The sequence below is a fragment of the Immundisolibacter sp. genome (genome assembly GCF_041625615.1).
Taxonomy (GTDB): domain Bacteria; phylum Pseudomonadota; class Gammaproteobacteria; order Immundisolibacterales; family Immundisolibacteraceae; genus Immundisolibacter.
This window is the reverse complement of the sequence record NZ_JBFJTF010000066.1, coordinates 1-12,095: the sequence shown is the minus strand read 5'-3', so window position 1 is coordinate 12,095 and position 12,095 is coordinate 1. Positions and strand designations below refer to the sequence as shown.

The following is a 12,095-nucleotide window of genomic DNA, read 5'->3' as shown; positions in this document are numbered from 1 at the left end:
TGGGTGGTCAACGGCTATGCCGAGCTGGCTGCGACGGTGCGCCACCTTGATCCGCAGCGCCCGGTCTACGGCATGCGCTCGCTGTACGGCCTGCCCGGAGACACCGCCGCCAACCGGCGTGCCCTGGGCGTGCAACTGGCCGCCGAGATCGCCGACCTTCAGCCCACCGGTCCACTGCGTCTGGGTGGCTACTGCGCCGGCGGCCGGGTGGCGCTGGAAATCGCCGACGCGCTGCGGGCACGCGGACGCGAGGTCGCGCTGCTGTGCCTGCTCGACACCCGGGTGCACCGCAGTTACCCCGGCGACGTCCTGCTGCTGCACACGCGGCGCTTTTCACTGGGACCGCGGGGGCGTGGGCTCGATCAGCGACGCGGGTATCGGCGCTATTTCGGCGGTCGGGTCGCGCGCCTGCCGCTGCGCGTGCGCCACGCCGACGTGCTGCGCCGCCGGGCCCGGCGCCTGGGTCGCCAACTGGGCCGGGCCCTGCGCCGGTTCGATGCCGATCGCCTGGCCTGGCTGCCACCGGCACCGCAGGCGCCCGCTGCCCCCCCACAGGAGGCCTGCCGGGCCGACATCACGTGCAGCGTGCAGGCCGACGCACCACTGCACTGGCGCCCCGGCGAGCGCATCACCCTACCCGTGCGCCTGCACAACCGCGGCAATGCCAGCTGGCAACCGACCGCACAGAGCGGCCTGGTGCTGGCCGCCAGCCTGCGCCGCCCGCCGCAGCCGGGCGGCACCGAGCCGCGCGGCCGGCGCCGGCTGGACGGTTACTGCCCGCTGCCGGTTGCGCTGCCACCCGGCGAGGCGGTGGACCTGCAGCTTCGCCTGCGCGCGCGGCTGCGCCCCAAGCGCTATCTGCTGGAGGTGGACCTGCTCGACGACGGCGTGGCCTGGTTCGGCGACCGCGGATCGACGCCACTGCTGATTCCGGTGCACGTCGGCCTGGGCGGCCGCCCGGCCCACGCCCTGTGAGGAAGGAGACGCTCGTGACCAAAGGGCCGTTCTACGACGCCCTCGCGGCCGCCGTCGCGCGCCGCGGCGGCGCTTTCAACGCGCATCTGCACCTGGACCGCTACGGCACCCTCGATGGACGTTACTTCGCCACCGTCCCTCACCGGGTGCTGGAAAGCTCGCACGTGTCGCTGAAAGCCAAGCACAGCCTGATCAGCAGCATCCACGCGGGGCCGGCCTACCGGCGCGACGACCTGTTCCGGCGTGTCAACGAGTGCCTGGACACCCTGCTCGCCTGCGGCACGGTACGGGCCGACACCATGGTCGACGTCACCGCCGACGAGGTGCAGCTGCAGGCGCTCGACTGGCTGCGCGAGATACAGCACCAGCGGGCGGACCAGATCGACCTGCGCCTGGCGGCCTACTCGCCGCTGGGCTTTCGCGACGACCAGCCCGAGCGCTGGGCGGTGTACTGCGAAGGCGCGCGGCGGGCGGACTTCCTCGGTTGCCTGCCGGAAGCCGACGACACGGACGACTACCCCGACCACATCGGCTTCATGGAACACTGCCGGCGCGTGCTGGAACTGGCGCAGACGCTCGACCTGCCGGTGCACGTGCACACCGATCAGCGCAACGAGCCCGGCGAAAACGGCACCGAGCGGCTGATCGAGGCGGTCCGGCGCCACGGCGCCCCCCGCGCCGACGACGGCACCCCCACGGTGTGGGCAGTGCACATGATCTCGCCGTCCACCTATGACGAGGCGCGTTTCCGGCGCCTGGTCGACGGCCTGCTGGAAACCAACATCGGTGTCATCTGCTGCCCGTCGGCAGCGGTCGGCATGCGCCAGCTGCGACCGCTCCTGACACCCACCTACAACAGCATCCCACGCCTGCTCGAACTGCTGGCCGCCGGCGTGCCGGTGCGCCTTGGCAGCGACAACATCGCCGACCTGTGCTCGCCCAGCACCACCGCCGACCTCACCGACGAACTGTTCGTGCTGTCGGCCGCCGTCCGCTACTACGACGTGGAACTGCTCGCCTGCCTGGCGGCCGGACAGACCCCGGAGGCGCCGCTGCGCGCGCGCATCGCCGACCACCTCGAACACAACGACGTCGAAATCGGCAAGGTCCTGAACAACCGTGCTCACTGACTGGCTGCGGCGCCGGTGGCGACCCGCTCCGCCGCCGGCCCCGCCCCTGTCGCCACTCGATTTCACCGCGCCCGACGTGGTGCAGGATCCGTATCCGTACTTCGCCCGCCTCCGGCGGGAAGAACCGGTGCACCGCGGCGCCGGCGGCGCCTGGCTGATCGCTCGCCACGCCGACGTGCAGGCGGCGCTGGCCGACCCGCGCCTGGGCAACGCGCCGGCGCCCTACGCCGTGATCGCGCCACGCAACCGGACGCGCTACCTGTGCGCCGAGGTGGCCGGCAACACGCTGCCGTTCATCGACGGGGCACGGCACGCCGCCCTGCGCCGCACGCTGGCGCAGGCCTGGGCGGCCCAGCTGCGCGAGACGCCACCGGACATCGACGCCCACGCCCGGCGCCTGTGGGCCGCCTGCCCGGCTCGCGGACAGTTCGACCTGCTGCACGACTTCGCCACGCCGCTGGCGGTGACGGTAATCGGCGAGGTGCTTGGCGTGCCGGTGGCAGCGCGCGAGGCACTACAGGCCGATGCCAGGCACTTCCTGTACCTGTTCACCGCCATGCCCAGCCACGCGGTGCGCGAGGCGACCGACGCCGCCCTCGGCCGCCTGCGCCACGGTTTCGCCCACCTGCTGGACGGCGCCGCCGGACCGGGACTCATCCGGCGCCTGGGCGGCGCGGCGGCGCAGACGCTGGACCGCGAGGTCCTGCTCGACAATCTGGCCCTGCTGTGGGCCGACGGCATCGGCAACGTGGACGTCGGCATCGCCGCCGCCTTCGCCGCCCTGTTGCGGCATCCGGAGCAATGGCAGGCACTGTGCGCGCAGCCGGACCTGAGCCCCGCCGCCGCCGGCGAGTGCCTGCGCTTCGAAGCGCCCGCACAGTTCATCGGCCGGGTGGTGCAGGAGGATTTCGACTGGCACGGCCAGACACTGCGGCGCGGTCAGGCGGTGCTGCTGCTGCTGGCCTCGGCCAATCGCGACGAGAACCGGTTCCCGGCCGCCGACCGGCTCGACATCCGCCGCCCGGACACCGGTGCGCTGAGCTTCGGACGCGGCCACCACAGCTGCCTTGGCGCCGCCCTGGCACGCGGCCAGCTTGCCGCCGCGCTGCAGTCGGCCGCCGAACGCACGCCGCGGCTGCACCTGACACAGGCCACCGTCCAATGGCAGGTACGCCCGGGGCACCGCTGGCCGCACGCGCTGCCGGTGACCGTGCCATGACCGACCGGCAGCGCCCCATGAACCTGCGCGAGCTGCTGCTGCACGCGGGCGTGATGTCGAGCCGACGCCTGCGTGCCCTGCTGGCAGCCGGTCGGCTGGATCACAACGACGCCCCGGCCAGCGCCACCGCCACACCCCGGGCCGGTGACCGGCTGCGGATCGACGGCCACCGGTATCGGGTCATCGCCGGTGGCCGGGGGCGCCTGCAGGTGGCCACCGACGGCACGCAGACCGGCCCCATCACCGCGCCGGTGCGCCTGCACGCGGGATTGCACAAGTGCATGACCGAGTTCACCAAGCGGGTCTACCGGCAGCTGTGCCGGGCGCCGCTGCTGCCGGGGGCGTCGTTCGAGCACTTCTTCCATCGCCGGGACGCGTTCTACAACCACTGCACGCGGCACACGGTGTGCTCGCTCAGCGGCCACGCCATCGACCTCGACCGGTTCCACGACATCCGCGTGGTGCGCTTCATCCGCGACCCGCGTGACCTGCTGGTGTCGGCCTACCACTACCACCGCCGCGGTGCCGAGGCCTGGTGCACGCTGCCGGACCCGGTGGACGTCGACTGGTGGGTGGTCAACGGCGCCGTGCCCGACGGCCTGCGCGCCGGCGAATCGCTGCATGCATTCCTGAACCGGGTGCCGCTGCAGGACGGTCTGGCCGCCGAACTGGCGTTCCGGCGCCATCACCTCGAAAGCCTGCGCGCCTGGCCGGTCGACGACCCGCGGGTACGGTTGTTCCGTTATGAGGACGTGCTCGGCAACGAAGCGGCGGTGTTCCGCGAAATCGTCCACTTCCTGAACCTGCCCGCCTGGACACGGCCGGCGGCCGCCTGGCTGGCACGGCGCCACGCCGCCGACGCGCGCGGCGGGAAACCCGGCCACATCCGCAACCCGACCGGCGGCCAGTGGCGTGAGCACTTCGGCCCCGAACTGCGCCGCCGCTTCACGGCCGACTACGGCGACCTGCTGGAACGCTACGGTTACCCGCCCGACTGAGCGGGCACCGGCGCCAGCATGGGCCCTGCCACCTCGGCCGCCCGCTGGGCGCCGAACAGCGCCGCGACCAGGGCCAGCGCGAAGGCGATGGCCGTTCCGGGCGCACGGCTGGTGATGACGCCGCCGTCGACCACCACGGCATCGTCGAGCGCCGCGGCGGGCGCCAGGCGGTCCATGAACGCCGGATGCGCCGTGGCCCGTGCCCCGAGCAGTCCGTGCGGCGCCAGCGCCACCGCCGGCGCGGCGCACATGGCGCCGTACACCCGCCCCTCGTCGCGCTGACGCCGGAGCAGGTCGATCAGCGGCGCGCAATCACGCAGGCGCTCGGCACCCGGCATGCCACCCGGCAGGGCGATCAGGTCGAACCGGCGTCCGGCGCACGCCTCGATGGACACGTCGGCGGTGATTCGCACACCGCGCGAGCAGGTCACGGTCAGTTCCGTCTCGACCGAGGCGACGGTGACGGAGGCACCGGCCCGGCGCAGCACGTCGATCAGGCAGACCGCCTCGATCTCCTCGCTGCCATCGGCGACCGGCACCAGTACCTGGGGCGCATGTGATGTCATGGGCGTAGCTTCGGCGGTCAGGGCGCCGACCGTGGCTCAAACCGCATCGGCGCCATAGTAGAGGTTCACCGTGTGCTGTGCCTGGGCGAAAAACAGCCAGCGCTCGGCCAATGCCCCCAGGATGCCCGCCAGCAGCGCCACGGCCAGCAGCACGCTGGCCGCCGGCGCCGGCAGCACAGGCGCCATCAGTACCAGCAGCAGCGGCAGGCCAAGACCGACCAAGAACACCAGACGCCGCAGGCGTCCGGCGTGCTTGCGCGCCACGCGAAAGCCCATCTCCTTTTGCAGGTAATTGGCCTCGGTGTGCGGGCGTTCGAGCAAGCGCGCCTGGCCGAGCGCGCCCAGTCCGGTGGCGTCGGCCACCCGGGCCAACGGGGCGGCGCCGTCGATGTCGCGCCAGTAGGCCCATTTCACGCCGGCGGCGGCCAGCAGCGCCGGCACGGCAATGGCGCTGGCAAGCCCGCGCCCGAGATCGAACAGGCTGGTCAGCAACGCCAGCCACAGCGCGCCGGTGGCCAGCGCCATGACCAGGTATCCGGCCGGTACCCAGCGATTGCGCCACTGCGGGATCGGCTTCAGGCTGGCGTAGATCATGGCGGTGCACAGCACCGTGGTGAGCGCCAGCACCACCGTCAGCCACCCCATGACCGCGAACGCACCGTCGCTGCGACCGGCGAGCACCCAGCCCGCCGCCAGCAGCAAGGCAGGCACGTAGGTGACGATGGCCAGCACACCCTCGCGCGACAGCCAGGAACTGCGCCACTGGCTCAGCGCCCGCCAGGCGCGTTCGGGGTGACCCAGGTGAAACGTGGACGCCAGCAGACCGGCGGTGATCAGCACCAGCGCGCAGCCGAACCCGGCCAGGCCGAAGGCGGGCTGCGGCGGCACGGCACCGGTGACGCCGAGCAGGGCCAGCAGTATCAGCAGGCCGTAGCCCATGCCGGACGTGACAGTGAACAGGATGACCGAGGCGGCAGGATGCATGGCGTACGACTCAACGGGACAGGAGACGATCGACCCAGCGCAGCAGGCGCTGGCCGACATCGGCGCCGTCGGCGGCATCGGCCAGCGGCGCATGCTCGGCGGCGGCGCGACGCGGGCGCGGCGGCAGGTACTTGTTGACCGGCTGGTAGCCGAGGTCCGGCAACAGGTCGACGCCGCCGCGCTCGGCCACACGCCTGGACACGTCGGACTCGGCATCACCCAGATCGCCAAACGCCCGCGCCGAGACCGGGCACACCATGACGCACGCCGGCTGACGCTCGGCCTCGGGCAGGTTCGGGTTGTAGATGCGGTCAACGCACAGGGTGCACTTTTTCATGGTGCCGCTGGCGTAGTCGTACTCGCGCGCGCCGTACGGGCAGGCCCAGGAGCACAGCTTGCAGCCGATGCACTTGTCCTCGTCGACCAGCACGATGCCGTCCTCGCCGCGCTTGTAGGAGGCGCCGGTCGGGCACACGGTGACGCAGTCCGGCTGCTCGCAGTGCAGGCACGAGCGCGGGAAGTGCACCGTGCGCGTGTCGCCACCGCCGCCCCCGCCACAACCGGACTCGACCTGCGGCCCGGCCTCGAAGGCATGCACGCGGTTGAACCAGACCCCGAACGGCTCGGCACCGTACGGGTCCTCGTCGGTCAGCGGCGCCATGTGGCCACCGTCGTTCCATTCCTTGCAGGCCACCGCGCAGGCATGGCAGCCGACGCAGGTGTCCAGATCGATCACCAGGCCAAGCTTGCGGCCGGTGGTGTTTTTGGCGATTTGGGTCATGGTTCGCTGAAACTCAATCTCAATGCAGGGCCGCCGCGCGGCGGCGCGCGACGGTGTTGATGGCTGTCAAGCGCCGCAACAGCGCAGCCTGCCGGCCGTTTGCTAGACTGCCGCGGCACTCACAAATGGATGGACAGGAGGAGCCCCCGTGAGCGATGTCACGCACGAGGACATGGTTGCCCGCGCCGAGCACATCGGCCAACAGGCCGCCCTTGAGGTTGCCGAGGCCGAACGCCGCGGCGGGTTTTCGCTGCAGCTGCGCGACGTCGTGCACCAGGCGCAGATCCACAAGTTGCTGCGCCCCAAGCGCTATGGCGGCTTCGCCCTGGGCCCGCGGACCTTCTCCGAGGTGGTGCGGGTGGTTGCCAGGCACAACGCCTCGGCCGCCTGGCTGGTCTACTTCACCGCCCTGCACGAGCAGTGGGTGGCCTTCCTCGACCCCAAGGGTCGGCAGGAGATCTACGACAGCGACGGCTTCACGGCCGACATCTTCTTTCCCATCGGCAAGGTGCAGTACGTCGACGGCGGCGTGAAGCTGTCCGGCCAGTGGAACTGGGGCAGCGGCGTGAAGTGGGACACCTGGATCGGGCTCGGCGCCCTGGTCGAGATCCCCGGCATGGAAGGCGGACCGCAGCCGTGCCTGGTCACCGCCAACACCAGCGAGATCGAGATCGTCGGCGAGTGGGATCCGTTCGGCCTGCGCGGCACCGGCAGTCACAGTGTGCGTTGCAGCGACGTGTTCGTGCCCTGGCACCGGGTGTTGCCGCTGGCGCACGTGAAAAAGACCAACCAGCCGGTCGGCGGCGACTGGGAACCGGACACGCCGATCTACCGCATCCCGTTCATGCCCATGTTCACCGTCGGCTTCGGCGCCATCGCGGTCGGCGTCGCCCAGCGCGTGGCCGACGAGGTCAAGCGGCGGGTGCGCGAACGCCAACGGGTGCTGTACGGCGTCAAGGAGTGGGAGTCGCCGATCGCCCAGCGCAACGTGGCCGAACTGCTGACCCGCAAGGACGCCATCGAGGCCATGCAGGAACGCTACGTCCAGCAGCTCGAGGCCTGGGATGCCGCCAACACGCCGGTGGTGTCGGAAGCCGAACGCAACCGGCCGAACGCCTGGCGCTCGCACATCTGCCGCGAAGCCGGCGCGCTGGCCTTCCGCGGCATCGAAATGCTCGGTGGCGCCGCCACCACCCGCGGCGACCCGCTGGAGATCGCCGCGCGCGACCTGTTCATGCTGCAGATCCACGTCGGCCAGCTGTACGACGACAACATGCTCGCCTACGGCCGCGCCGAATACGGCCTGCCCGGACACCCGCTGCTGTAACGCCACGGCGCCGCCTCAGGCAGTGCTGCGGCGGCGAAAGCCGGCACCACGTTGTAGCCGCTTGGGCGCCGGCGACAGCCCCGGCGGACCGGACAGCACGGCGAACTGCGGCTCGCTGTGCGCCGGCGTGTCGGCCTGGGCCGGCTCGATGCGCACGCGAAGGTCGTACCAGGCGGCCTGACCGGTGACCGGATCGCTGTTGGAAGACCCGCCGCCGGGCAGGGTCTCGGCGATCAGGTGGTTCAGCAGAAAACCCTTGCGTGCCTCGGCCGCCTCCGGGTCGAGGCTCCAGGCGCCTGCCCGCTTGCCGATGGCGTTCCAGGTCCACACCGTTTCCGGATTGACGCCGGCCATCAGGCGCACCTGGCACTTGATGCGACCATGATGGCTGGTCACCCACACCCAGCCGTCGTCGGCCACGCCCACGCGCGCCGCCGTCTGCGGGTGCAGGTACAGCCGGTTGCTGCCCAGGATCTGCCGCTGCCAGGCATTTTGCGAATCCCAGGCGTGGTACATGATCATCGGCCGCTGGGTGATGGCGTGCAGCGGAAAGTCGGTGTTGGCGAGCGCCGCACCCTCGAACGGCGGGTACCAGAACGGCAGCGGGTCGAAGTACTGCTCGACACGCTCGCGGTGCTCGGCCGGCGGCGTCACGGCGCCATGGCCGCGCGCCGCCAGACGGAATTTCTGCAGCGGCTCGCTGTACAGCTGCTGGATCACCGGCTTGGCGGAACCGATGAACCCCATGCGCGCGGCGTATTCCAGGTAGTCGCGGTTGGCGTGCTTGAAGTAGCGCGCCTGCGGCGGCAGTTCGTCCTGCCAGAAACAGCCGTTGTCGACGTAGCGCTGCAGCTGGTCCGGATTGACCTCGCCGCTGCCGTGCTGGCTGCCATCCGCCCCGCGCCAGCCGGCCAGCGTGCCGATGCCCGGCTTGCGCTGATGGTTGACGATGTAGTCGGGGTAACCGCCGGGATAGCGCGGGCTGCCGTCGTCATCGACCATGCCCGGCAGGCCGAGCCGCGCGCCCAGGTCCAGCAGCACCGACTGAAAGCAGCGCACGTCGCGGTCGGGCTCGACGATCGGCTGGCGAATGGAGTCGGCCGGGCCATCGGCGCTGGAAATCGGCCGATCCAGCAGCGAAATGGCGTCCCAGCGCTCCAGATACGTGGTGTCCGGCAGCACCAGGTCGCTGTAGGCCACCATTTCGGACGCGAAGGCATCCGAATAGACGATGAACGGGATACGGTACTCGCCACTGGCGGGGTCCCGATCGGTCAGCATGTCCATGGTGCCGGCACTGTTCATGCTGGAGTTCCAGCTCATGTTGGCCATGAACATGAACAGGGTGTCGATCGGGTAGGGATCTGCCTTCCAGGCGTTGTGGATCACCATGTGCATGGCGCCGTGCGCGGCCAGCGGCGCTTCCCATGAGTACGCCTTGTCGATGCGCATGGGCTGGCCGGCTTCGTCCAGCAGCAGGTCATCGGGGCTCGCCACGAAACCCAGCGGCATGCCCGGCATGGCTTCGCCCGGCTGCACCTGCGCAGGCTTGCCGGTGGGCGGCTGCGGCGGCGGCACCGGCCGCGGGAATGGCGGCTTGTAGCGGAAGCTGCCCGGCGTGTCGACGGCACCGAGCAGCATCTGCAGCATGTGCAGGGCACGGCAGGTGTGAAAACCGTTGCTGTGGGCGGCAATGCCGCGCATGGCGTAGAACGACACCGGACGGCCGATCATGCGCGCGTGCCGGCGGCCGGCCCAGTCGGTCCACGGCTGCTCGATGACCACCGGCTGCTCGAACGCGGCCTGGGCGATCTCGGCCGCCAGTCCGCGAATGGTGGCCGCCGAAAGGCCGGTCTGTTCGGCCACCGCCTCGGGCGCGTAGGCCGGTTCCAGGTAGCGGCGGGCCAACAGCTCGAACGCCGGCACCGCGCCGCGCCCGTCCGCCAGCGTGCGCCGGCCGGCCAGCACCGGCTGCGTGTCGGCCTCCATCGCGCTGACCAGCGCACCGCGCGCGCCGTCGTAGAGCAGCGGATTGCCGTCGCCGTCGCGGGCGAACAGGCCATCGTCGGCGGACCCGGGGTCGTCGATCACCAGCCACGCCGCATTGGTGTAGCGGGCCAGGTAGTCGAAGTCGACCTGCTCACTGCGCAGCAGCTCGTGCACCAGCGCCAGGATCAGCAGGCCGTCGGTGCCGGGACGGATGCCCAGCCACTCGTCGGCAATGGCCGAATAGCCGGTCTGCACCGGGTTGACCGAAACGAACTTGGCGCCGCGCGCCTTGAGCTTGGCCAGACCGATCTTCAGCGGATTGCTGTCGTGATCTTCCGCCACGCCGAACATCACCAGGTAGCGGGTGTGTTCCCAGTCGATCTCGCCGAATTCCCAGAAGCTGCCGCCGATGCTGTACAGCCCGCCGGCGGCCATGTTCACCGAACAGAAACCGCCGTGGGCCGCGTAGTTCGGCGTACCGAACTGCTGCGCCCACCAGCCGGTGAGCGCCTGGCTCTGATCGCGACCGGTGAACAGGGCCAGCTTTCGCGGATCGGTCTGGCGGATGCCGTCCAGGCGCTCGGCCAGCATGCCGAGCGCCTCGTCCCACTCGATTTCCCGGAACTCGCCACGCCCCCGCTCGCCGGTACGCAGCAGCGGCTTGCGCAGCCGCGCCGGCGAGTCCTGCTTCATGATGCCGGCGCTGCCCTTGCCGCAGATCACCCCGCCGTTGACCGGGTGGTCCGGGTTGCCGTCGATGTAGCGGATCTGGCCATCCTTCAGGTGCACGCGCACGCCGCAGCGGCAGGCGCACATGTAGCAGGTGGTGGTCTTGATCTGGTCGGCGATGGCGGGCGCGGTGTCGATCACCGGGTCTGAAGCGGGCATGGGCGGGCGGTCCGGTTGGTGTGCGGCCTGGCGACGAGCCGTCACAAACTAAACATATAGCCGTTTAATCTAACCCAAACCGGCGCCTCATCGGGCAGCACCAACCGGTAACGAACGCTGCGCCCCCACCGGTCGCTGCACGCTGGGGCGGCACTAAGTCACAGCTTTCTGGCGCCGCATGACCAATCATTTGGAGCACCCGGACTGCCTGCGACCGTCGACACCAGACGGTCCCAGTCTGGGCCGTGAGCAACGGACTGCCTCACCTCGTCTTAGCCGGTAACACCTCATGGGCAACGCGATCGCGCTACTCGCCGCCGAGCACGCCGCCATTCATCGGGCCATGGGCGTGCTGAGCCGCCTGTGCGAGCAGGCCGCCGCCGGTGCGGCCGACAACCATGCCGACAACGCGGGCCAGATACTGGAATTCCTGCGCGAATTTGCCGAAGGCTGCCATAACGCGAAGGAAGAGCGGTTGCTGTTTCCGGCATTGAGCCGCCGCGGGGTGCCTGCCACTCAAGGCGCGATCGCGGCGCAACTGGCCGGGCGACACCAACGCCGGCAGCTGATCGATGCCATGACGCGTTCCCAGGCCGCCTGGTCGGCAGGCCATCGCGGCGCCGGCACACGCTTCAGCGCGGCCGCAACGGCCTATCACGCACTGCACGAGAAGCAGGTGGCGGCGGAGCACGACGTGCTGTTTGTCGTCGCCGACCGGGTTCTGGACACGTTGGCGCAGGATGCGCTGACGCACGCCTTCGGCCAGTTCGACCTGCAGGTGCTCGGCCGCAGCCGGCGATCGGCGCTGTACCGCCAGCTGGACAAGCTGCAACTGCAGTACCCCGCGACGGGGGTAACCGCCGCCCAGGCCCGCGGCGCCTCACGCGCGCCGCGAGCGACCGTGTGGGTCCCTTAGACAAACAGTCCGACCACAGCGCCCCGCGCGCTGATCGCGCGTGGACCCTATCCGGGCAGCGCCGCCAGTGACGAACCCGCCCAGGCCGGGCGTGCGGCGCAGCGCTCGAACCAGCACGCGAGCGCGTCCAGCCCGTCCAGCGCGAACCCGGCCGCGTGCAGATACTCGACGCTGGTGAAGATGGCGATATCGGCCAGCGTGGGCTGCGCGCCGCAGACGTACGACGCGGCCTTCAGCTCCATGTCCAGCTCCGGCAGTATCAGCCCCAGCAACCGTTCGGTCTCGGCACACGTCGCCGGATCGGGCCCGTCGGGCCGAAAGC

11 protein-coding genes are annotated in these 12,095 nt (G+C 70.7%); 6 read left to right on the top strand and 5 right to left on the bottom strand.

Annotated features, from left to right (window positions below; genetic code table 11):
• The 4 genes from ABYX71_RS06850 to ABYX71_RS06835 all read left to right on the top strand — a co-directional run.
• The coding region (locus ABYX71_RS06850; RefSeq protein WP_372695764.1) for a thioesterase domain-containing protein at positions 1 to 975 on the top strand (975 nt) is incomplete at its 5' end.
• Positions 976 to 989: 14 nt separating this feature from the next.
• Positions 990 to 2,105, top strand: a complete 1,116-nt coding sequence (locus tag ABYX71_RS06845) for a hypothetical protein (RefSeq protein WP_372695763.1) — start codon at positions 990 to 992, stop codon at positions 2,103 to 2,105.
• Complete coding sequence (locus tag ABYX71_RS06840; RefSeq protein WP_372695762.1) at positions 2,095 to 3,324, top strand: cytochrome P450; 1,230 nt, start codon at positions 2,095 to 2,097, stop codon at positions 3,322 to 3,324. The genes ABYX71_RS06845 and ABYX71_RS06840 overlap by 11 nt, the downstream gene beginning before the upstream one ends.
• Positions 3,321 to 4,322, top strand: coding sequence for a sulfotransferase domain-containing protein (locus tag ABYX71_RS06835; RefSeq protein ID WP_372695761.1), 1,002 nt, complete (start codon positions 3,321 to 3,323; stop codon positions 4,320 to 4,322). The genes ABYX71_RS06840 and ABYX71_RS06835 overlap by 4 nt, the downstream gene beginning before the upstream one ends.
• On the opposite strand, the gene ABYX71_RS06830 is transcribed toward ABYX71_RS06835, so the two are convergent.
• From ABYX71_RS06830 to ABYX71_RS06820, 3 genes are read right to left on the bottom strand one after another with little or no spacing between them, the layout of a single operon-like run.
• Positions 4,307 to 4,888 carry a DJ-1 family glyoxalase III gene (locus ABYX71_RS06830; RefSeq protein ID WP_372695760.1) on the bottom strand — a complete coding sequence of 194 codons (582 nt, stop codon included), beginning with the start codon at positions 4,886 to 4,888 and terminating at the stop codon, positions 4,307 to 4,309. The genes ABYX71_RS06835 and ABYX71_RS06830 overlap by 16 nt on opposite strands.
• Positions 4,889 to 4,924: 36 nt before the next feature.
• A complete protein-coding gene (locus tag ABYX71_RS06825; protein WP_372695759.1) occupies positions 4,925 to 5,872 on the bottom strand; it encodes a dimethyl sulfoxide reductase anchor subunit family protein in 948 nt (315 codons plus the stop codon).
• A gap of 10 nt (positions 5,873 to 5,882) precedes the next feature.
• Positions 5,883 to 6,653, bottom strand: a complete 771-nt coding sequence (locus ABYX71_RS06820; protein ID WP_372695758.1) for a 4Fe-4S dicluster domain-containing protein — start codon at positions 6,651 to 6,653, stop codon at positions 5,883 to 5,885.
• Positions 6,654 to 6,801: 148 nt separating this feature from the next.
• Between ABYX71_RS06820 and ABYX71_RS06815 the strand changes: the two genes are divergently transcribed.
• The gene (locus ABYX71_RS06815; RefSeq protein WP_372695757.1) at positions 6,802 to 7,980 is read left to right on the top strand and encodes an acyl-CoA dehydrogenase family protein; all 1,179 of its coding nucleotides are present in this window, start codon (positions 6,802 to 6,804) and stop codon (positions 7,978 to 7,980) included.
• 15 nt (positions 7,981 to 7,995) lie between these two features.
• Here ABYX71_RS06815 and ABYX71_RS06810 read toward each other — a convergent pair whose 3' ends face one another.
• Complete coding sequence (locus tag ABYX71_RS06810; protein ID WP_372695756.1) at positions 7,996 to 10,857, bottom strand: molybdopterin oxidoreductase family protein; 2,862 nt, start codon at positions 10,855 to 10,857, stop codon at positions 7,996 to 7,998.
• Between the two features lie 289 nt (positions 10,858 to 11,146).
• Here ABYX71_RS06810 and ABYX71_RS06805 point away from each other — a divergent pair, with 289 nt between their 5' ends.
• Positions 11,147 to 11,773, top strand: a complete 627-nt coding sequence (locus ABYX71_RS06805) for a hemerythrin domain-containing protein (RefSeq protein ID WP_372695755.1) — start codon at positions 11,147 to 11,149, stop codon at positions 11,771 to 11,773.
• Between the two features lie 47 nt (positions 11,774 to 11,820).
• Here ABYX71_RS06805 and ABYX71_RS06800 read toward each other — a convergent pair.
• A partial coding sequence (locus tag ABYX71_RS06800) for a glutathione S-transferase family protein (RefSeq protein WP_372695754.1) occupies positions 11,821 to 12,095 on the bottom strand: 275 nt, incomplete at its 5' end.